The 19,918-nt window shown below is 65.3% G+C and carries 19 protein-coding genes and 1 tRNA gene; 10 read left to right on the forward strand and 10 right to left on the reverse strand.

What is annotated here, in order from left to right:
- Positions 1-168 precede the first annotated feature (168 nt).
- The gene (gene efp, locus ACIQ09_RS07465; protein ID WP_398307776.1) at positions 169-729 is read right to left on the reverse strand and encodes an elongation factor P; all 561 of its coding nucleotides are present in this window, start codon (positions 727-729) and stop codon (positions 169-171) included.
- 57 nt (positions 730-786) lie between these two features.
- On the reverse strand, positions 787-1,953 hold the full coding sequence (earP, locus tag ACIQ09_RS07470; RefSeq protein ID WP_398307778.1) for an elongation factor P maturation arginine rhamnosyltransferase EarP: 1,167 nt from the start codon (positions 1,951-1,953) through the stop codon (positions 787-789).
- A 722-nt stretch (positions 1,954-2,675) separates the two neighbouring features.
- Between earP and ACIQ09_RS07475 the strand changes: the two genes are divergently transcribed.
- The 6 genes from ACIQ09_RS07475 (at position 2,676) to ACIQ09_RS07500 (ending at position 8,927) form a co-directional block, all read left to right on the forward strand.
- Entirely contained in the window at positions 2,676-3,581 is a 906-nt protein-coding gene (locus tag ACIQ09_RS07475; RefSeq protein WP_398307780.1) for a DMT family transporter, read from the forward strand.
- A gap of 28 nt (positions 3,582-3,609) precedes the next feature.
- On the forward strand, positions 3,610-4,083 hold the full coding sequence (locus tag ACIQ09_RS07480; protein WP_398307782.1) for an SRPBCC family protein: 474 nt from the start codon (positions 3,610-3,612) through the stop codon (positions 4,081-4,083).
- Positions 4,084-4,128: 45 nt separating this feature from the next.
- Positions 4,129-5,262 (forward strand): pyridoxal-phosphate-dependent aminotransferase family protein, encoded by a 1,134-nt coding sequence (locus tag ACIQ09_RS07485; protein ID WP_398307784.1) that lies wholly within the window; start codon positions 4,129-4,131, stop codon positions 5,260-5,262.
- A gap of 9 nt (positions 5,263-5,271) precedes the next feature.
- Positions 5,272-6,717 (forward strand): PAS domain S-box protein, encoded by a 1,446-nt coding sequence (locus ACIQ09_RS07490; RefSeq protein WP_398307786.1) that lies wholly within the window; start codon positions 5,272-5,274, stop codon positions 6,715-6,717.
- Entirely contained in the window at positions 6,714-7,325 is a 612-nt protein-coding gene (locus tag ACIQ09_RS07495; RefSeq protein WP_398307788.1) for a response regulator, read from the forward strand. Before ACIQ09_RS07490 ends, ACIQ09_RS07495 begins: the two co-directional genes overlap by 4 nt.
- 264 nt (positions 7,326-7,589) lie before the next feature.
- Positions 7,590-8,927 carry an ATP-binding protein gene (locus tag ACIQ09_RS07500; protein ID WP_398307790.1) on the forward strand — a complete coding sequence of 446 codons (1,338 nt, stop codon included), beginning with the start codon at positions 7,590-7,592 and terminating at the stop codon, positions 8,925-8,927.
- 73 nt (positions 8,928-9,000) lie between these two features.
- Here ACIQ09_RS07500 and ACIQ09_RS07505 read toward each other — a convergent pair whose 3' ends face one another.
- A complete protein-coding gene (locus ACIQ09_RS07505) occupies positions 9,001-9,270 on the reverse strand; it encodes a ComEA family DNA-binding protein (protein WP_398307792.1) in 270 nt (89 codons plus the stop codon).
- A gap of 157 nt (positions 9,271-9,427) precedes the next feature.
- On the opposite strand from ACIQ09_RS07505, the gene ACIQ09_RS07510 reads away from it, so the two are divergent.
- The 4 genes from ACIQ09_RS07510 to ACIQ09_RS07525 all read left to right on the forward strand — a co-directional run bounded on the left by ACIQ09_RS07510 (position 9,428) and on the right by ACIQ09_RS07525 (position 14,174).
- Positions 9,428-9,622 carry a hypothetical protein gene (locus ACIQ09_RS07510; protein WP_398307794.1) on the forward strand — a complete coding sequence of 65 codons (195 nt, stop codon included), beginning with the start codon at positions 9,428-9,430 and terminating at the stop codon, positions 9,620-9,622.
- Between the two features lie 111 nt (positions 9,623-9,733).
- Positions 9,734-11,542: a GspE/PulE family protein gene (locus tag ACIQ09_RS07515; RefSeq protein ID WP_398307796.1), complete on the forward strand. Its 1,809-nt coding sequence runs from the start codon at positions 9,734-9,736 to the stop codon at positions 11,540-11,542.
- Between the two features lie 90 nt (positions 11,543-11,632).
- The gene (locus tag ACIQ09_RS07520; RefSeq protein ID WP_398307798.1) at positions 11,633-13,123 is read left to right on the forward strand and encodes an NYN domain-containing protein; all 1,491 of its coding nucleotides are present in this window, start codon (positions 11,633-11,635) and stop codon (positions 13,121-13,123) included.
- Between the two features lie 139 nt (positions 13,124-13,262).
- On the forward strand, positions 13,263-14,174 hold the full coding sequence (locus ACIQ09_RS07525) for a DMT family transporter (protein ID WP_398307800.1): 912 nt from the start codon (positions 13,263-13,265) through the stop codon (positions 14,172-14,174).
- Here ACIQ09_RS07525 and ACIQ09_RS07530 read toward each other — a convergent pair.
- The 7 genes from ACIQ09_RS07530 to selA form a co-directional block, all read right to left on the reverse strand.
- The gene (locus ACIQ09_RS07530) at positions 14,162-14,779 is read right to left on the reverse strand and encodes a glutathione S-transferase family protein (protein WP_398307802.1); all 618 of its coding nucleotides are present in this window, start codon (positions 14,777-14,779) and stop codon (positions 14,162-14,164) included. The genes ACIQ09_RS07525 and ACIQ09_RS07530 overlap by 13 nt on opposite strands.
- 158 nt (positions 14,780-14,937) lie before the next feature.
- The gene (mobA, locus tag ACIQ09_RS07535) at positions 14,938-15,534 is read right to left on the reverse strand and encodes a molybdenum cofactor guanylyltransferase MobA (RefSeq protein ID WP_398307804.1); all 597 of its coding nucleotides are present in this window, start codon (positions 15,532-15,534) and stop codon (positions 14,938-14,940) included.
- Positions 15,535-15,536: 2 nt separating this feature from the next.
- Positions 15,537-15,929, reverse strand: a complete 393-nt coding sequence (locus tag ACIQ09_RS07540; RefSeq protein WP_398307806.1) for a DsrE family protein — start codon at positions 15,927-15,929, stop codon at positions 15,537-15,539.
- A complete protein-coding gene (locus ACIQ09_RS07545; protein WP_398307808.1) occupies positions 15,919-16,395 on the reverse strand; it encodes a glycine cleavage system protein H in 477 nt (158 codons plus the stop codon). Before ACIQ09_RS07545 ends, ACIQ09_RS07540 begins: the two co-directional genes overlap by 11 nt.
- 25 nt (positions 16,396-16,420) lie before the next feature.
- Positions 16,421-16,517 (reverse strand) — tRNA-Sec (locus ACIQ09_RS07550).
- 43 nt (positions 16,518-16,560) lie between these two features.
- On the reverse strand, positions 16,561-18,489 hold the full coding sequence (gene selB / locus ACIQ09_RS07555; protein WP_398307810.1) for a selenocysteine-specific translation elongation factor: 1,929 nt from the start codon (positions 18,487-18,489) through the stop codon (positions 16,561-16,563).
- Positions 18,483-19,910 (reverse strand): L-seryl-tRNA(Sec) selenium transferase, encoded by a 1,428-nt coding sequence (gene selA, locus ACIQ09_RS07560; RefSeq protein WP_398307812.1) that lies wholly within the window; start codon positions 19,908-19,910, stop codon positions 18,483-18,485. The genes selB and selA overlap by 7 nt, the downstream gene beginning before the upstream one ends.
- Positions 19,911-19,918: the final 8 nt, after the last annotated feature.

Raw genomic sequence — 19,918 nt, forward strand, 5'->3', positions numbered from 1 at the left:
ATGAATGACTCTCCAGCTGGGTGGTTTTTGAAAGGGGAAAACCTGAGGCTAAATTCCGTCCGCTTTTGCAGACACGCGAGAAGCTAACGCAGCAGATAGACAAAAGGATGACCTCCGCTGCAAAAGGCACAGGGCCTGAAGGCCCCGCAACCCGTTTGCGTGCCAGGATTACTTGACCCGGTTGCGGTACTCGTCGCTGCGGGTGTCGATTTCGATCTTGTCGCCGATTTCAACGAAGGCCGGAACGGACAGTTCGAAGCCGCTCGGCGCAATGCGGGCCGGCTTAAGAACCTTGCCGGAGGTATCACCCTTGACGGCGGGTTCGGTGTATTCGACTTCACGCACGACAGTGGTGGGCAGATCCACGGAAATGGCCTTGCCGTTGTAGAACACTACCTCGCAGGGCATGCCGTCAATCAGGTACTTGAGGGCATCGGTCATGTTTTCGGCCTCGACCTCGTACTGCTCGTAGTCGGCGTCCATGAACACGTACATCGGATCAGCAAAGTAGGAATAGGTCACTTCCTTGCGATCGAGAACCACGATTTCGAACTTGTCATCAGCCTTGTAAACCGACTCCGACGGTGCGCCGGTCAGCAGGTTCTTGAGCTTCATCTTGACGACAGCGGCGTTGCGACCGGACTTGTTGTACTCGGCCTTCTGAACCACCAGGGGGTCGGCGCCCACCATGATCACGTTGCCGGAGCGGAGTTCCATTGCGGTTTTCATGCTTTTTCCTGCTTGCTGAAGATTACGCGGCACGGGCCACGGTGAATAGGTAACTTATTATTCTATCTCAACTTTACAGAATCGCACCAGATTCCCGGCAAGGTCACCGGCGTCCTGCAAGTGTGCCGACCACGCCGGGGCGTAACTCGCCAGCGCCGGCAGGGCAGCCTCAAAGGCAGGCCAGCTGGCGCCCACACCTTCACCACGGTTCCAGGCGCGCCAGAAATTCTCCACAGCCCGGGCAGCAGACGGAGTCAAGCCCGCCACGTAGCGCGTCATGAAGGCGTTCAGTTTTTCCAGATGTACATCGTCCTGCTGGGCATAGATATGCCAGACGAAGGGGAGTTCTGCCCACTGGGCGCGTACGAAGGAATCTTCACCTCGCACGAAATTCAGATCGCAAGCCCATAGCATTTCGTCATATCGCGACTGCTCGACGAAGGGCAGGACCGTCACGGTGAGGCTGCCCTTTCTGATCCGGTCACCGGGTTGCAAACCGCTGACACCAAGCCAGGCTGCAACCCCGGGAAGAACCCGCCCCTCCGGCACCAGGCACAGCACCTGCCGTTTGCCGTGAGACCAGCTCGCCAGCAGCTCCCCCAGGCCCGGATTTTCGTAGGAGAACAGCGAGACCAGACATTGACCGGGCTCCCGCGGGGGAAGGTCAAAGAAACGGCGGAAGGCGTCTTCCGAAAACTGACTGCGACGGACCGCATGATCGGCCTCGCGTAGAAGACCACCGGTGCCGCTGTCCAGCCCTGGGAAAAAGAAGTGCTGAACCAGGGGCAGCCCCGGATGCGGCGAAGGCAGGCCATGACACCCCGCCACCCAGGACTCGGCGCTGAGGTATTCGAGGTTGATCCACCGGGGACACGGCGCACAACAGGCCATCGCGGTCAGGAAGGTGTTCGGCAGGCTTCCCGCAAAGGCGACGATCACTACTTCTCCCGGGACCACCTCGGGCAAGGGCTCGGCCCAATGGCAAATCTCCACATCCTCCACCCATTGGCAGGCAGCTTGTGGATCCAGGGTCGGGATCAGACGGCGCGCACTCTTCAGATCATCGATCCACAGACGGACAGCAAGTCCGTGCTCGGCAACCAGTTGGCGGGCCAGACGCCAGCAGACACCAATGTCGCCAAAGTTATCCACAACAGGGCAGAAAACGTCCCAGCAGCGTGCCGGAGCAGTGGGAAAACCGGGTGACTGCAGTTTGCTGGTCAAAGTTGGGGATAAACCAGGGTAGAAAGGTCGGGCAAATTGTGCACAAAGCGGCTTCCCGAAGCGAGGGCAAATTTGCTCAACAATCACCACACAGCCTGCCCCGGCGTTAACAGACTACCTTATGAACTGGCTATCGATATGAAAAATAAGGAGATAAAGTACTTATCCACAGAAAAGCGATGAGCTATATAGTTAACAGTATTTATATATAAACAAAAACAGTAAACAAAACAGATACAGCTTAAAACAGCCTTCCTGGACAACCAAGGCAAGGGCGAAAATCTAAAAACAGAAAGCCAAACCCTCCGCCCTGGAGACTTCAACCCCCATCGATCCGTCCTTCACCTGCATGAAGATCCCCCCGCAGAAGGCTTGGAGCTGTGTACAAGTACCCTGGGAAAGACCCGGAGAAAATGTGGACAAAAGCACTTCCTGCCACACGTGCAGGAATCGTCCCCAAACCGTCCAACTCATATCAGCCCCGTTTTCCAGAGCTTTTTACAGGGTAAAAACCACTGTTTTAAAAGTGAAATAAGTACTTATCCACAGAAAACGGCTGTACACCGTTAACATGTACTTATATATATAAAGAAAAATACAAGAACAAACCCTGAACACCATTCAGGCCCCTGAAGGGCGATTGCGCATAGGGGTTGATCCCAAGCGCGGACAAGCAGGACCTCCCCCATAATCCGGGGCCGTCCTGCCCAAGGCAGTCCTCCATGCCCGTACTTCGCTTGCCCCGTGGGCTTACCCATCCCTACCTGCTGTTGACGCTGACTGTCCTGTTCTGGTCAGGCAACATGGTGGTGGGCCGTGGTTTGCGGGATGCTGTTCCGCCCATGAGCCTGGCTTTTGCACGCTGGAGTCTGGCGCTGTTGCTGACCCTGCCTTTTGCATGGCCCCATCTGAAGGCCCTGCGGGGCATGACGCAGAAGCAATGGGGGATCCTGGCTGTGCTGGGGGTACTGGGTGTCGGGGCGTACAACACCCTGGCTTACGTGGCGCTGGTGCACACCACGGCGACCAATGCAGCGCTGCTCAACTCCTTCATCCCGATTGCCATCATTGCCATATCCTGGTTCCTGGGACATCGGGCAACCCTTGTGGAGTCGCTTGGTGTGGGGGTGTCCTTCGTCGGGGTGATGGCCATCGTCAGTCGCGGAGATCTGGCCGTGTTGGCAGGTCTGAGCCTCAACGTCGGTGATCTGTGGATGCTGGCCGCGGTCCTGTCCTGGGCGTTGTACACCCTTGGTCTCCGCTGGCGGCCAGTGGGTTTGCATCCGATGGCCCTGCTGGCAACCCTGACGGTGATTGGCCTGATGGTGCTGGCACCGCTGGCGTGGTGGGAGCTGGCCTCCGGTGCCAGCCTGCATCTGAGCCCCTCGGCCCTCGCCGGGGTCGCCTACACCGGAATTTTCCCGGCCTTCCTTGGCTACGTGTTCTACAATCGGGCGGTGGGTGAAGTGGGGGCTTCCCGGGCCGGCCTGTTCATCCATCTGATGCCGGCCTTCAGCACTATCCTGGCCGCGCTCTTCCTGGGGGAAGTCCCCAGGGCGTACCATTTTTTCGGAATTGCGTTAATTCTGACCGGCATCTGGCTGACGACCGGTTTCAAGAAAGGCTAGACTGCAGGGCTGACTTTGGGAGCAGCCCTTGCATTTCGAACATCTCATCGAGATCAACAACCCCCTCAATCCGCTCGTCGAGCCCTTGAGCGTGGAACAGGTCTGGCACGGCCTGATGTATCGGGTGGAAGAGCCCACCGTGTTCCTGCCCGGGCTTGAGCGCTGCACAATCCTGTCGCGCCAGGGTAACCGGGTGGAGCGCAAGCTGCATTTCGGCCAGGCCAGCGTGCATGACACGGTCACTTTCCGGTATCTCGAATGGGTCTGTTTCGAATCCGCAGCCACGACAGAACATGCCGGCGGGCGTCTGACCATCCGTTTCGATCAACCCGCCGCCGATCACCTTTACCTGCGTTTCACCTACGAAACCACGTTGCCCGAGGGCATGGGGGCGGGTGAAGGTGTGGAGGTATCCGAGTATGTGAAGGCAGCGTACCGGGAGTCCGATCTCGACACCGTCCGCATCATCCGTTTGATCGCTGCCAACGGCCGGCCCCAGTAAGGTGGCCCCAGAGCCCGGCACACAAAAATGACATCAGGAGACACCATGAAAATCGATTCGCCCCGCATTGCGTCCTTCCAGCCCCCCGTCCGCACCCTGATGGGCCCTGGCCCGTCCGATGTGCCGCCGCGGGTGCTTGCCGCCATGGCCCGTCCCACCGTCGGTCACCTGGATCCGGCTTTCGTGGGCATGATGGACGAGCTCAAGAGCCTGCTCCGTTATGCCTTCCAAACGGAGAACGAGCTGACCTTCCCGGTCTCCGCACCGGGCTCGGTGGGCATGGAAACCTGCTTTGTGAACCTGGTCAGCCCGGGTGACAAGGTGGTGGTGTGCATCAACGGGGTGTTCGGTCAGCGCATGGCCGAGAACGTGCGTCGTTGCGGTGGTGTGCCGGTTATCGTCGAGGATCCGTGGGGTGCGCCGGTGGATCCGGCCAAGGTGGAAGAAGCCTTTGCGGCCAATCCCGATGCGGCCCTGTTTGCCTTCGTGCATGCCGAAACATCCACCGGCGCCCTCTCCGATGCGGCCACTTTGGCCGCCATCGCCCGGCGTTACGGGGCGCTGACGATCATGGACTGCGTGACCTCCCTTGGTGGGGTGCCGGTGCTGCTGGATCAGTGGGGGATCGATGCTGCGTATTCCGGCAGCCAGAAATGCCTTTCGTGCACGCCGGGCCTCTCGCCGGTGAGTTTCTCGCCGGCTGCGGTCGAGCGCATCCGTGCCCGCAAGACCCCTTGTCCGAGCTGGTTCCAGGATTTGAGCCTGGTGCTGGGCTACTGGAGCGGCGCCAAGCGCACCTACCATCACACCGCGCCGGTCAATCCCCTCTATGGTCTGCACGAATCCCTGGTGATGCTCGCCGAGGAAGGCCTGGAGAACGCCTGGCAACGCCACCACAACAACCACCTGCGCCTGCGTGCCGGGCTGGAGGCCCTGGGCCTGAAGTTTGTGGTGCGCGAAGATGCCCGCCTGCCCCAGCTCAACACCGTGTGGGTGCCCGAAGGTGTGGATGAAGCCCAGGTGCGCAGCCGCCTGCTCAACGAGTTCGGCATCGAGATCGGCGCCGGGCTTGGGGCACTGGCCGGCCGTGTGTGGCGTATCGGCCTGATGGGCCACTCCAGCCGCCCGGCCAACATCGCCCTGTGCCTGTCGGCCCTGGAAACCGTCATCCGCGCTTGACGCCGGGGCTTGTCCCTTTCTGTCGTGGAGGTTTCCCGGGGCGTACTGGATGCGCTGACCGCCGGCATCGTCGTTCTCGATGACGCCGGTGGGGTGCGGTTCGTCAACGCGGCTTTTCGCGGCTTTGCGCAGGTGCAGCCGGCGGACCACCCGTTCAGGGAAGCCTGTACCACCGGCTGTGATTTCCTCGGGCTGACCCGCAGGGCCCTTACGCGGCCGGGGTTTGGCACCCTGGTGGCCGATGGACTGGCCGCCGTGCTGGCAGGGCGGGAGGCAGTTTTTCGCTACGCGTTTGCCTGTGATCAGGCCATGGCCTCCGTCTTCTTCGCAATGGAAGCGACGCCCTCAGCGGAAGGAGGACTCGTCCTCGCCTACCAGGACGTGAGCCGGCAGCATCAGCTCGAGTGCGCCTTGAGAGCCAGTGAAGAAGGTTATCGCACGGTCGTTGAGGATCAGACCGAAGTGATCAGCCGGTTTGCCGGAGACGGCAGTTTTCTGTTTGTGAATGAAGTCTATTGCCGCTTCTTCGGTAAATCGGAGGACGAACTCCTGGGGCGGCACTGGCATCCGGTGGCTCACCCGGACGATTTGCCGCTGATCAATGTCCAGCTGGCCAGACTGTCGCCCGACAATCCGGTCGTCACCATCGAAAACCGGGTCTGGTCCGCCAGCGGTGAGATGCGCTGGATGCAGTTCGTGAATCGTGCCACCTTCGACGCTGCCGGCCGCGTGACCGAGATCCAGTCGGTCGGTCGTGACATCACCAGCCTCAAGGCCGTGGGTGAGGCTCTTGACCAGTCCCGCGCCTCCTTGCGGGCTCTGCTGGCCGAGACCGAGCAGGTCCGGGAGGAGGAACGCAAGGCGATTGCCGCCGAGATCCACGATGAATTGGGTGCGGCCCTCACCGCGGCTGTCTTCGGCCTGAATGCGCTGGCACCTCACGTCAGTGAGGAGGGCGTGCTGGCGCTCGCAGGGCTGCGCAGCACCCTCGCCGGGGCCAGTCTTACGGCCCGCGAGATCAGTACCCGCCTGCGTCCCCCCATGCTCGATGATCTGGGGCTGGTCGAAACCTGCCGCTGGTATGCCGGTGAGTGGTCACGCACCACCGGGATCCGGGTCACGACCCGCCTGGCCCGTCTGGGCCGCGAGCCGGAGGAGTCCCTGCGGGTGGACCTGTTCCGCATCCTTCAGGAACTGCTGACCAACGTGGCCCGGCATGCGGGGGCGACCCGGGTTGCCATCGTGCTGTCGGCGGGTCGGGAGGCGCTGACCCTGTCCGTGTCCGATGATGGCGCCGGCTTTACCCGCCCGCGGGAAGGAGGGCTGGGGCTGGCGGGCATTCGCGAGCGGGCCCGACGCCATGGGGGGCTGGTGACGGTTGATCCGGGGCCGCCGGGCGCCCGGGTGCGTGCGCGCATTCCCCTGGTCTTCGGGAGCGGGGAGGTTCAGCGGTGAAGGCCCGCATCCTGATTGCGGATGACCATAGTGTTGTCCGCCAGGGACTGCGCGACATGTTGCTTTCCTGCGGAGACATGTTGGTGGTCGGTGAGGCGGCGGATGGTCTGACCGCCGAGCGCCTGACTGAGAGCCTCGCTCCCGATCTGCTGATTCTCGATGTTGCCCTGCCCGAGCGGCGTGGTGTCGAAGTGCTCGAATCCTTGCGGGCCAGGGGGATACGCACGCCGGTGATGTTCTTCTCGATGTATCCGGCCAGTCAGTACGCCAACTACGTGCGGCGGGCCGGAGGCCAGGGCTTCATCAACAAGGACGCCGACGTGGCCACTATCATCGACGGCCTGCGCCGGGTTCTGGCGGGGGGAACAGCCTTTCTGTCACAGGGTCATGCCCCGGCCCCGGCTGACGGCCCCTTCGCTGGTCTTTCGGGCCGCGAGGCAGAAGTGCTGGCTGGACTGCTGGTCGGAACCCCCGCCAGCGAGATTGCCTTGCGCCTTGGCATCAGTGCCAAGAGCGTCAGTACCTACCGCCGGCGCATCCTCGACAAGATCGGGGTAGACAGCAATGCCGAACTGATCGCCATGGCTGTTCGTCACGGTCTGCCCTGAAGAACGAGTCTTGAGGGCGGGACTGTCAGGTTTGTCTGACAGACAAGACGGGCGGGGTCTGCGACCCTCCACGCGTCCACAAGGCAGGATCTGATGTCCTGCCGGTTCGATTCCGGGAGCGTCCTTGCCCTCGCCGTTCTCTTTGCATTCTCTTCGATCCGTCTTGCGTCATTTGCCGGCTGTTAGTGTCACCGCGCTATCCGTGATTCCAGCCAGCCTTGTGGATATGCTAAGGCACGTCAGGCTTTGGGTTCGGGCTTGCCCATGACCAACGCGAACCTGACCCTGGTGCTTGCCCTCGTGTTGAGTCTGCTGAGTCTTGTGGCGGGTATGGCATGGTGGTTGCGGCAAATGCGTGTGGCCCTGGCCGCGCAGCAGGGGCGGTTCGAGCGGGAGCTCCACGAGCGCACCCGCGAGGTTCATGCACTGAATGCCGAGCTGATCCGCCGGGCTGAGGAGGCCGAGGCGGCGACCCGGGCCAAGAGCGCCTTCCTTGCGAGCATGAGCCACGAGATCCGTTCGCCGATAAATGCCATCCTCGGCATGGCCCATTTGGTACGGCGGGCCGGGGCAAACCGGCGCCAGACCCGCCAGCTTGATCGCATCGACCAAGCGGCGCGGCACCTGCTCGCAGTGGTTGGGGATGTCCTTGATCTGTCGAAGATCGAGGCCGGCAAGCTGGTGCTGGAAACTCGTGATTTCCGCCTTGCCGACCTTATCGACTCGGTCGTCGCTGTGATTGGTGACAGCCTGCACAGCAAGGGTGTGGTGCTGAAGATCGAAGTGCACGGGATGCCGCCCTGCCTGCGTGGCGACGAGACGCGTTTGCGTCAGGCTCTGCTCAACTACCTGAGCAATGCTGCCAAATTCACCGAATCCGGATGCGTGAGCCTGTGTGGTTGGGTGGAGGCGCGCGAAGCTGACGGCCTGCGCCTGCGTTTCGAGGTGACGGATACGGGCATCGGCATCAGCGCCGAATGCCTGCAGCGGCTCTTCGCGCCCTTCGAGCAGGCGGAGGACGCCACCACGCGCTGTTTCGGCGGCACTGGCCTGGGCTTGTCTATCACCCGGCGGATTGTCGAGGTTATGGGTGGGCAAGTGGGCGCTGAAAGCCTACCGGGTGTTGGCAGCACTTTCTGGCTGACGGTGCTGCTCCAGGAGGGGGCCGACGTTCAGCCGCCCCAGCGGGAGGTGCTGGAGGGAGAGGAGATTCTGCTGCGTCACTTCCATGGCACCCGTGTGCTGGTGGTGGAAGATGAACCGGTGAATCAGGACGTTGCACTGGAGTTGTTGCGGGATGTGGGCCTTGAGCCGGATCTGGCTGCCAATGGCCAGCAGGCTGTCGAGATGGGGGCGACCGGCACCTACGCCCTGATCCTGATGGACATGCAGCTGCCGGTGATGGATGGTCTGGAGGCCAGCCGGCTGCTGCGCGCTGCGGGGTGCACCGCGCCCATCCTGGCCATGACCGGCAACGCTCTGGCTGAAGACCGGGCGCGCTGCATGGACGCGGGCATGGACGATTTCATCACCAAGCCGGTGGAACCCGAAGTGTTGTTCCGCGCCGTGCTGCGGTGCCTTTCGGGCCGGCATACGCCATAAAGTTACCGAAGGTGGCCATTGAAAAGGCCCGGCGGAGCGCCGGGCCTTGCTGTCGGGATGGCCCCGGCAGCCTTCACTTCTTCGCTTCTCCTCCCGTCACGCTCAGTTCGCCTTTCAGCTTGGCCAGGTTCTTGTCGCCAAAGCCCTTGATGTTCTTCAGGTCGTCCACGCTCTTGAAGGGGCCGTTCTTGCTGCGGTAATCAACAATCGCCTGGGCCTTGGCGGGCCCGATGCCCTTCACGCTGTCGAGTTCTGCCGGGGTGGCGGTGTTGATGTTGACGGCGGCAAAGGCCAGGTTGACGCCGGCCAGGGTCAGGGCAATGAGGGACAGGATGCGCTTCATGGTGGTCTCCGGTTGAATGACATTTACATTTTAATGTCAGTTCATATGCCATTGGCAAGATACTTGATTGTGGCTCTGCAACATCCGGAGACGATTGCACCGCAACTGCTGGCGCCGCGCGGCGTTGAAGGGAGGCAACCCTTTCTGGAGTGAAGTCATGAAACGCCTCATCTGCATCATCCTGGCTGCCGCCTCCCTGAGTGCCTGTGTCGTCCTTCCCGTCGGCCACGGTCGTGGGTACGGTCATGGTCACGGGCATCGTCACTACTCCGCTCCGCCGGTCATGGTGGTGCCGCCCGCTCCGGGGCCGGGCTATCAGCGTGGGTATCAGCGGGAGCATCGGGGCTGGTGAGGGTAAAGGCCCGAAAAAATCCGGCCCGGGCGGGTGGATTGCGCTTATGCTCGACGCCTGCGATCAACCCGCCCCCGGTGGGGCGACATGCTCCCTCGCCGGCCCTGTCCGATGCCGTCCTCGTCACGTAGCGCACCCGTTCATGAACACCGGCTGAGCCTGGCCGAAGTGCTCGACCTGCTTATCGCCGACCGTATGGTGACGCAGGCCGATGCCGACAACCTGCGCCTTGCCCAGGGCATCCGGCCCTCCGATGCCCACCCCCTGATCATCATTGCCGGCCAGAAACTGGCCTCCAGGCTGCCGCCCCACCGGGTGCTTGGTCTGGAGGAACTCACCGAATGGCTGGCTGGCAAGGTGGAGCTGGACTACTACCGCATCGACCCCCTGAAGATCGACTTTGCCGCCGTGACTGCGGTGATGTCGTCCGCCTACGCCACCCGTTTCGGGGTGCTGCCGGTGCAGGTGGGCCTGCGCGAAGTGGTGGTGGCCACCACCCAGCCCTACCTGCGGGAATGGGAAAAGGAGGTGGCCGGCTACCTCAAGAAGGACATCCGCCGTGTGGTGGCCAACCCGGCCGACGTGGCGCGCTATCTGGTGGAGTTCTACAACCTGGCCCGCTCGGTCAAGAACGCGGCCCAGAGCAGCGGGAACAGCGGCGCCAGCCTGTCGTCCTTCGAGCAGTTGGTGGAGCTTGGCCAGGGCAACCGCCAGTTCGACGCCAACGACCGCCACATCGTCAACATCGTGGACTGGCTGTGGCAATACGCCTTCGAGCAGCGCGCCAGCGACATCCACATCGAACCGCGCCGCGACATGGGGCTGGTGCGCTTTCGCATCGACGGCATCCTTCATCAGGTTTATCAGATGCCGATGCCGGTGCTCACGGCCATGACCAGCCGCATCAAGATCCTCGGCCGCATGGACGTGGTGGAGAAGCGCCGGCCCCAGGATGGCCGCATCAAGACCCGGGTGAATAGCGGCAAGGAGGTTGAACTGCGCCTGTCCACCCTGCCCACGGCCTTTGGCGAAAAGTTGGTGATGCGCATCTTCGATCCCGAAGTGCTGGTCCGCAACATGGCCGAGCTGGGGTTTTCGGAGCAGGACGAGGCGCGCTGGCATTCCATCTCCGAGAAGCCCCACGGCATCGTCCTGGTCACCGGGCCGACCGGTTCCGGCAAGACCACCACCCTCTACTCCACCCTCAAGCAGCTCGCCACCCCCGAGGTGAATGTGTGCACCATCGAGGATCCGATCGAGATGGTGGAGCCGGCCTTCAACCAGATGCAGGTGCATCAGGCTATCGAGCTGGGCTTTGCCGATGGTGTGCGGGCCCTGATGCGGCAGGACCCGGACATCATCATGGTGGGCGAAATCCGCGACCTGGAAACCGCCGAGATGGCCATCCAGGCCGCCCTCACCGGCCACCTGGTGCTGTCCACCCTGCACACCAACGATGCCCCGTCCGCGGTTACCCGCATGCTCGACCTGGGCGTGCCGGCCTACCTGCTCAACGCTACCCTGCTCGGCATCATGGCCCAGCGCCTGGTGCGCATCCTGTGCCCCCACTGCAAGCGGCCTCACCCCCTGACGCCCGAGGAAGAAGCCATCTGGGATCACCTGGTGACACCCTGGAAGGCGCCCCGTCCGAGCCGCATCCACAAGGCCGTCGGTTGCATGGAATGCCGCATGACCGGCTACATGGGGCGCATCGGGCTGTACGAGATCCTGCTGATGTCGCCAGAGGTGAAGAAGGCGGTCAGCGCCGAGATGGATATCGCGCGGATGCGTGATATCGCCATCCGCGAAGGCATGAAGCCCCTGCGCCTGTCCGGTGCCCTCAAGGTGGCGTCCGGGGTCACGACCCTGGAAGAGGTCGTCAAGGTTGCGCCACCGGCCGAGAACAGCGAAGTCACCTGAGCTGAAGCCGTGCCGGAGGCGACTTCCGGCCCACTTCCGGCCCTTTTGGGCGTACCCTGCGCAGCATCTTCGCCGAATCCTGGAGCCCCTATGGCCTCATCCCCCGAAAACGTCAGCATGGCCCTGTTCTGTGACTTCGAGAACGTGGCCCTGGGCGTGCGCGACGCGAACTACGAAAAGTTCGACATCAAGCTCGTTCTCGAGCGTCTGCTCCTCAAGGGCAGCATCGTCGTCAAGAAAGCTTATTGCGACTGGGACCGCTACAAGGGCTTCAAGGCGACCATGCACGAAGCCAACTTCGAACTGATCGAGATCCCCCATGTGCGCCAGTCCGGCAAGAACTCTGCCGACATCCGCCTCGTCGTGGACGCCCTCGACCTGTGCTACACCAAGAGCCACGTCAATACCTTCGTCATCATCAGCGGTGATTCCGACTTCTCGCCGCTGGTGTCCAAGCTGCGCGAGAACGCCAAGCAGGTGATCGGTGTGGGGGTCAAGCAATCCACCTCCGACCTGCTCATCGCCAACTGCGACGAGTTCATCTTCTACGACGACCTGGTCCGCGAGACGCGCCAGGTGGCGGCCCGCCGCGAACCCCGGGAAGCCCAGCAATCCAGCCGGCGCAGCCCCGAAGAGGAAAAGCGCCGCAAGGAAGAGCTCGACGCCCGGCGTACCCGCGCCGTCGAGATCGCTGCCGAAACCTTCGAAGCCCTGCTGGCGGAGCGGGGTGATACCGGGAAGATCTGGGCCTCGGTACTCAAGGAGGCCATCAAGCGCCGCAAGCCCGATTTCAGCGAAACCCGTTATGGCTTCCGTGCATTCGGCAACCTGCTCGAAGAGGCCCAGTCCCGCGGACTGCTGGAGTTTGGCCGGGACGAAAAATCCGGCACCTACGTTTATCGCTCCGGCGGGGCTGCCCGTACCGAACAGCCCGTGGCCGCAGCGGCCGAGCCGTCGGTTACCCCGGAAGGACAGGCCGACAGCGCCGTGGCCGAGCAGGCCGATGCCCGGCGCGCATCGCGGCGCGGCGGACGTGCTGGTAACAAGCCCAGGGTCGATGATCTGGCGGCCGCCCGCAGCGAGCTGGAAGCGGCCTACGCCGAGCATGTGGCCCAGTCCGAATTTGCGCCCCAGGCCGAACCGGCCGACACCCGTCGTCCCCGTAACCGGGGTCGCAGGGATGGCAGCAAGGTCACCGACACACCCATCCCTGTCGCCGTCGAAGCTGAAGCTCCGGTAGCCCCGGAGCCCGCTGAAGCACCTCAAGCACCCGAGGCGCCGCCGGTGGCCAAGACGAGCCGTCGCCGGGGCCGTGCTGCCGCCACAACCGTGGAGCCGGCTGCCGAAGCACCGGTGGCTCCGTCGGCCCCTGTTGCCGAGGCTGCACCCGAAGCGGCGCCCCGCCCCGATACCCGCCGCAAGGGGCGCGGTACACGCAAGGCCGCTGAAGTTGTGGTTGAAACGGGGGGCGAGGTGGCTCCCGCCGAGCTTGCCGCGCCGGCGCAGCCAGGCGATGCCGCCGACAAGCCCGCCCGCAAGGCGCCTGCCCGCAGCCGTCGCCCGCGCAAACCGGAAGCCTGATCGCACAGCCCGGTACGGCAGTGCGTGTTGCTGCCGTACCGCGGCCCTGCAGCGGCGGAGTCGGGCAATGAACTTTCCCCCCGCCTGTCTGCCTGACCCACTTCTCCGATCCGTCTGTCCGGCATCGCCGGTGCCGCGAATGCCAGCCTTTCCCCCCTCCCTCGCCCGCTACCTGCCAGCGCTGGCGCTGATCGTCCTGTCGTGTACCTGGGGTTACACCTGGGTGCTGCTCAAGCAGGGCCTCGTGTATGCCTCGCCCTTTGCCCTGGCGGCCCAGCGCTGCGTGGGTGGCGCGGTGGCCCTGGTGGTGGCAGTGAAGTTGATGGGCAAGTCCATGCGCCTGGTGGCCCCGGGGGAGACCGCCGTGCTGGGTCTGGTGCAGATCACCGGCTTCGTGGCCCTGCAGACCTGGGCGCTGGTGGAAGGGGGGCCCGGCAAGACGGCAGTGCTGATCTTCACCATGCCGATCTGGACCCTGCTGCTGGCCTGGCCGCTGCTGGGCGAGCGGGTGCGCGGCAAGCAGTGGCTGGCGGCCGCCTCCACGCTCGGCGGACTGCTGCTGATCATCGAGCCCTGGAACATGCATTCCAGCCTGTTCAGCAAGATGCTGGGGATTGGCGCGGCGGTGTGCTGGGCGGTCAGTACCGTGCTGTTGAAGCGCCTGCGCCGCCGCGAGCCGGTGGACCTGCTGGTGCTGACCACCTGGCAGATGATCATCGGCTCGGTGCCCCTGGTGCTGCTGGCCGAGTTGGCCCCCGGTCGCAGCACCGACTGGAGCAGCCATTACATCGCGATCATCATCTTCCTGTCGGTGGCTAGCGTGGCCCTGTGTTGGTGGCTGTGGGTGTGGATTCTCGACCGGGTGCCGGCCTGGGAGGCCAGCCTGTCGGTGCTGGGCACTCCGGTGGTGGCCATCCTGTCATCCCGCCTGGCCCTGGGCGAGGCTTTCAAGGCCAGCGAGGTTGCCGGCATCCTGCTGATCGGCGGCGGCCTCGCCCTGCTCTCCCTGTTCGGCTGGATGTCCAGCCGCAGGGCCGTTCAGACCCGGTAGCCCTCTTCCGCCAGCACCTGACGCACGGACGGGCGTTCGAGCATGCGCAGGTAGTGGGCGCGGCAGTTGGGGGGCAGGCTCATCTTCAGGTGTTCGGCCCAGAACTCGGTGTAGAACAGCGCCGCATCGGCAATCGAGAAACGCCCGGCGAGGTAGTCGCGGCCTTCCAGTTGCGCATTCATCACCTCAAAACCCCGGGTCACGATCTCCCGGCCCCGGGCCTGCACGGCCTCATGGTCCGCGGTATTGGGGGTATAGCTGGCGGTGGTGAAGATGCGGGTGAAGCCCTGGCCGTGGATCGTGCCGACGGCGTAGTCCATCCATTCCAGCACACAGACTTCGCCGGCCGCGTCGTCGGGGAGCAGCTTGCGCCGGGGGTATTGGCGTGCCAGCCACCAGGCAATGGCCTGAAAGTCGGTGATCGAGCGGCCATCGTCGAGGACCAGGGCGGGAATCGTTGCCCTGGGGTTGATGGCCAGGTAGTCGGGCTTCAGGTGGTCGCCGGCCGGTAGATTGACGATGTAGACCTCGAACACGGCGCCCACCTCTTCGAGCAGAAGGTGGATGCCGGTGGAGCAGGAACCGGGGGTCATGTAGAACTTCATGGCGTGTCGTCCTGGATGGCGGAGACTTTCCGTGAAGCAAGACGAAGGCCATTGCCGCGGGCAGGCGGAAAGGCCTGCCAGCAGGCAGCGAGTCGGGCGCGGGTGGATATCCGCTGGCGCGATTGTCCGCTTTGCGCCGCGGGTTTGTCGGATTGCCCCTAGCGGCCAGGTGCCTGGCGGGCCAGTTCTTCGGGGGTGTTGATGTTGGAGAAGGCCCCGGGGCAGTCGGAGAAATCCACCACCACATGCTGCGCCTCGCCCACCCAGCGCCGGATCTGCCGACCGCCGCCTTCGAGAAAGGCCGCCAGGCCGGGGGTGAGGCGCCGGTGGGCGAGCAGGAAGGCTGGTTCGGGCTGGCCGTTGGCGCTGGCCATGGCCAGGTCGGCAGCGGCTGCCTGGGCAGCCGCGAGCAGGCGGTTGGCCAGGTCGAGGGGCAGGAAGGGTGAGTCGCAGGGGCAGGTCAGCACCCAATCCCCTTCCAGTGCGGGGTCGTGCAGGGCCGCATCCAGGCCGGCCAGGGGGCCGACGAAGCCCGCCAGCCGGTCGGGCACTACCCACGGGCTGAACGCTGCGTAGGCGGCGGCGTTGCGGTTGGCGTTGATCATCAGCTGATGCACCTGGGGCGCCAGACGATCCAGCACGTGTTTCACCATGGGCTGGCCGGCCAGTTCGACGAGGCCCTTGTCCTGCCCGCCCATGCGGCTGCCGAGGCCGCCGGCGAGGATGAGCCCGGTGATGGTGTTGTTCTGGGACATCTTCAGAAGCTCAGGGTGCGCCAGGCCGGATCGAGGCTGCGACCCAGAAAGGCGGCCGCACCGGCCTGGCCGGCAAGGGCGGGGATCAGCGTGCTGTCCGGAACGCCGTGGCTGGCCAGCGCGGTGGGGCAGGCATACAGCCGGACCCCAAAGGCCAGGGCCTCGCGCCGGAAATCGGCCACCGACTTGCCGCTGCCGGCGGCGGCCTCCAGCTTTTCGGCCACGCCCTGGCGGAGCAGTTCCACCGAGCGGGCAGTGAAGTACATCTCCACCTCCACGTCCATCGCGGCGGCGGCGGCGGCGAAGTAGAAGGGCGTGGCGCAGAGTTCCGGCCGGCTCGGGTCGGCGGCCCACACGAGGAGGGCGAGCTTCTGCAGCGGGGCTTCAGAAGTCACGGTCGTCCTCGTGGAAGAGTGGAGTGGAGAAGTCGGACAGGTCGCGGAAGGCGTAGAGATCCATGATGCGGGTGATCTCCGGCCCAGCCTCGGGCCAGGCCAGCAGGGCCCCGGCGGGCAGTGCGCCGACAGCCTGCAACTCGACCATCCAGGTGTCGAAGGGAGCCCGGTTCATGGCCCGGGCGGAGGGGTCGAGTGCGTCGTTGGCGCGGACCAGCCTTGCGTTGAAGGGGGTCTTGACGGGGAATACCGTCTTGCCTGCCTCGAGCAGACCGAAGCCGCGCCCCGCGTCCACCGTGGCGCCGGTGGGCTTGGGGGTGAACAGCAGGATTTCGCCGGACAGGGCGACGCCGAAGCGGGTCACGCCAACCCGGTAGCGATCCTCGCCCAGGGGGGCGAACCACAGGTGGCTGTCCGGGTGGTAGAGCAGCGCATCCGGAAAATCGCAGCCGCGCAACTGGGGCATGGTGGGGCTCGCTGAAGGGTAGGAATGGCGGAAGAGAATGGGAGTCGAACCCACCAGGAACCGCTTGACGGCCCCTCCTGGTTTTGAAGACCAGTCGCCCCACCGGGGGACGCATCCCTTCCGTTCAGGAAAACGTTAATTGACAGTATTTTAGCGCATTTAAACTCAACTTACCGGAAGATCGCCACGAATTCGGTGCTGTTCGTCGTGCCCGCGACCGACCTTGCGGGTAAAGCCGACGCGGTCGAAATATTCGAGGATTTGAATGGCCCGCTTGCGTCCGAGGCCGCTGCGGTCGCGAAAGGCGGCGGCCCGGATGCAGTCGTCTTCGCCCATCAGCTCGCTGGCGATGCGGCCCAGGCTGCGTACTGCGGCCGGGGCGTAAAACAGGTCGCGCACCACCTGGCAGGTTTCGCCACGGGCGGCGAGGCGCTTGAGGAGCTCGCGGGTCAGGGTTTCGGGTTCGCCGAGGCGTGAGGCGATGTCGCGGACCCAGGGGGGATCGAAGGGCTTCTCCAGCAGCCAGGGCATCAGCTTTTCGGCGCGCTGGCGATCACGATCGTCCAGCTCGACCCGGTGGCCGGGCAGATGCCAGGCACTGCCGCTGCGGGCCAGGCGGCCAGTGGCAAGCCAGCCGTCCAGCCATTCGGCAAAGGCGGCGGCGGGAATGGCTGGCGCGATCATGCGGCGCAGGCGGTCGCGTTCGACCCCCCGCTCGTCGCCGTGTTGTTCGTGGTGCTGGGCGAGGCGGGCTTCGACCCGGCTGGCGAGGGTGTCCAGGGGGGCGGCGCCGATTAGCCAGCCGGCCTTCGCGCAGGGGCGGGCGCCGGGCAGCAGGGCGAGCAGCGCGTCAGGGCGCCGGTTCTCGGCGGCGGCCAGCTGGGCCAAATCAAGGCCGAGGGGTGCCTTGTCGAGCACGGCCGGCAGGCGTTCGGCCGGATCGGCGATGGCCTGGGCGGCCAGCACGGCGAGGCGCTCCGGCGCCCGGCGGTGGCGCACCGGGCCGAAGGGGTCGAGGATGCGTCCGCCGCCGAGGGTGTGCTGACCGTGGCCGTCACGCAGGACCACCAGATCGTCCCGGCAGGCGTGCACGGGGGCATCGGCGACAAGCTGGGCCAGGCAGCGGCCGCCGGGCGGCAGGCCGGTCTTTTCGAGGGTGGCATCAAGCAGGGCGACCCGGCCGAGCAGATGGCGGGTGCCATGGTGGATCTGCACGACCGCACCATGGGCGAGGGCCCGGGGGGCATCGGCGGCAAGGCGCAGGTCCATGTCGAGACGGGTGGCGGGCGGCGGCTTGGCGGACCCCACCAGCCAGTCGCCGCGCTTCACTTTGTCCACCGCCAGGCCGGCGAGGTTGAGGGCGCAGCGCTGGCCCGCATGGCCCTGCCCGGCCTTGCGGTTCTGCACGTGCAGGCTGCGTACCCGGGCAGGCGTGCCACCAGGGGCGAGGATGAGGCTGTCGCCCACGGTGACCTGTCCGGCGTGCACCGTGCCGGCCACGATGGTGCCGGCACCGGAGAGGGTGAACACCCGGTCTACGGCGAGGCGGAATTCGCCCTCGGCGCTGCGGGCGGGCATGGCCCGGGCTGCCTCCAGGAGATGGCTGCGCAGCGTGGCCACGCCGCTGCCGGTGATGGCCGACACCGGGAAGACCGGCACCCCGGCCAGGGCGGTGTGGGCGAGCAGGGCGTGTATCTGCCCGGTGACTTCGGCGATGCGCCCGGGGCTGGCCCGGTCTGCCTTGGTGAGGGCCACTGCGCCATGGCTGAGGCCGAGCAGTTCGAGGATCTGCAGGTGCTCGCGGGTCTGGGGCATGGGGCCGTCGTCGGCTGCCACCACCAGCAGGGCGAAATCCACGCCGCTGGCGCCAGCCAGCATGGTGGGCACGAATTTCTCGTGGCCGGGGACGTCCACAAAGCCGAGCACCCGATCCGGGTTGCCGTCGTCGGCGGCCAGGGGCAGGTAGGCGTAGCCTAGCTCGATGGTGATGCTGCGGCGCTTCTCCTCGGGCAGGCGGTCGGTGTCCACGCCGGTGAGGGCGCGGACCAGAGTGGTCTTGCCGTGGTCGATGTGGCCGGCGGTGCCGATCAGCATGGGGTGAAGCCCGCCTGGAACTGGGTGAGGAAGGCGGCTTCGTCGTCGGGGGGCAGGCAGCGCAGGTCGAGGTGCAGGGCGTTGTCGGCGATGCGTCCGATGACCGGCACCGGCAGGCCGCGCAGGGCCGCTTCGAGCTTGTTGAGCACGCCGCCCTTGCGGCCCTGGGGGCGGAACACCAGGCCGGCGGAGGGCAGGCGGTCCACCGGCAGGCTGCCGGAGCCGATCTGCGACAGCATGGGTTCGATACTGACCGTCAGGGGCCAGCCGGCCAGAGTGGCGGCCACGGGGGCGTGCAGGCGTTCGGCCTGGGCGAGCATCGCGTCCCGGGGGCGGGTGAGCAGGTGCAGGGTGCTCAGGCGCTCGGCCAGGGTGTCCGGGTCGCGATACAGACGGAGCACGGCTTCCAGCCCGGCGAGGGTGATCTTGCCGACCCGCAGGGCGCGCTTGAGGGGGTTCTTCTTGATCTTTGTGATCAGGTCCTTGCGGCCGACCAGGATGCCGGCCTGGGGGCCACCGAGGAGCTTGTCGCCGGAGAAGCTGACCAGATCGGCGCCATTGGAGATGGCCTCCCGCGGGGTGGGTTCGTGGGGCAGGCCCCAGCGTTCCAGGTTGGTGAGGGTGCCACTGCCCAGGTCTTCGACGAAGGGCAGGCCGCGGGCGTGGGCGATGCGGGCCATGTCGGCCTGGCCGACGCTGGCGGTGAAACCTTCGACGGCGTAGTTGCTGGTGTGGATCTTCATCAGCAGGCCGGTGCGGGGCCCGATGGCCTCGTCGAAATCCTTGGGGTGGGTGCGGTTGGTGCAGCCCACTTCGACCAGCCGGGCGCCGGCACGCTTCATGATGTCGGGCACGCGGAAGGCGCCGCCGATCTCCACCAGCTCGCCCCGGGAGACGATGACCTCCTTGCGCTGGGCAAGCGTGTTGAGGAGCAGGAAGACCGCCGCGGCGTTGTTATTGACCACGGTGGCGGCTTCGGCGCCGGTAAGTTCGCGCAGCAGTTCATTCACCACGTCGTCCCGGTCGCCGCGCCCGCCCGTATCCACGTCGTATTCGAGGGCGCAGGGGGAGCGGGCGGCGTCCACCATGGCGGTGATGGCCTCCTCGGGCAGCACGGCGCGGCCGAGGTTGGTGTGCAGCACGGTGCCGGTGAGGTTGAAGACGCGCTTGAGCCTGGGCGCGGCGCGGGCGTCTAGGCGGGTTTCGGCGTCCCGGAGCAAGCCGCCGGGTTCAGGGGCGGAATGTCCTTCGCCAATGCGCTGGCGGGCGGTCGCGAGGACCTCCCGTAGCACCTGGGTGGTTTCGCTGCGGCCATGGGCCTCGATGAGGCCGGGGGCGGCGGCGAGAAGTCGGTCGAGACTGGGCAGGGCGCGGTAAGCGGTGCCGTCGTCGGACGTGGTGCCATGGACCATGGACGCCATCGTGGGAA

This window comes from Zoogloea sp. (assembly GCF_044344315.1).
GTDB lineage: Bacteria > Pseudomonadota > Gammaproteobacteria > Burkholderiales > Rhodocyclaceae > Zoogloea.

Excerpts from the sequence above, each read along its gene's own strand:
- efp (WP_398307776.1), bottom strand. The coding sequence starts at position 729 with ATGAAAACCGCAATGGAACTCCGCTCCGGCAACGTGATCATGGTGGGC.
- ACIQ09_RS07475 (WP_398307780.1), top strand. The coding sequence starts at position 2,676 with ATGCCCGTACTTCGCTTGCCCCGTGGGCTTACCCATCCCTACCTGCTG.
- ACIQ09_RS07485 (WP_398307784.1), top strand. The coding sequence starts at position 4,129 with ATGAAAATCGATTCGCCCCGCATTGCGTCCTTCCAGCCCCCCGTCCGC.
- ACIQ09_RS07500 (WP_398307790.1), top strand. The coding sequence starts at position 7,590 with ATGACCAACGCGAACCTGACCCTGGTGCTTGCCCTCGTGTTGAGTCTG.
- ACIQ09_RS07505 (WP_398307792.1), bottom strand. The coding sequence starts at position 9,270 with ATGAAGCGCATCCTGTCCCTCATTGCCCTGACCCTGGCCGGCGTCAAC.
- ACIQ09_RS07510 (WP_398307794.1), top strand. The coding sequence starts at position 9,428 with ATGAAACGCCTCATCTGCATCATCCTGGCTGCCGCCTCCCTGAGTGCC.
- ACIQ09_RS07515 (WP_398307796.1), top strand. The coding sequence starts at position 9,734 with ATGCCGTCCTCGTCACGTAGCGCACCCGTTCATGAACACCGGCTGAGC.
- ACIQ09_RS07520 (WP_398307798.1), top strand. The coding sequence starts at position 11,633 with ATGGCCTCATCCCCCGAAAACGTCAGCATGGCCCTGTTCTGTGACTTC.
- ACIQ09_RS07525 (WP_398307800.1), top strand. The coding sequence starts at position 13,263 with ATGCCAGCCTTTCCCCCCTCCCTCGCCCGCTACCTGCCAGCGCTGGCG.
- ACIQ09_RS07530 (WP_398307802.1), bottom strand. The coding sequence starts at position 14,779 with ATGAAGTTCTACATGACCCCCGGTTCCTGCTCCACCGGCATCCACCTT.
- mobA (WP_398307804.1), bottom strand. The coding sequence starts at position 15,534 with ATGTCCCAGAACAACACCATCACCGGGCTCATCCTCGCCGGCGGCCTC.
- ACIQ09_RS07545 (WP_398307808.1), bottom strand. The coding sequence starts at position 16,395 with ATGCCCCAGTTGCGCGGCTGCGATTTTCCGGATGCGCTGCTCTACCAC.
- selB (WP_398307810.1), bottom strand. The coding sequence starts at position 18,489 with ATGCTGATCGGCACCGCCGGCCACATCGACCACGGCAAGACCACTCTG.
- selA (WP_398307812.1), bottom strand. The coding sequence starts at position 19,910 with ATGGCGTCCATGGTCCATGGCACCACGTCCGACGACGGCACCGCTTAC.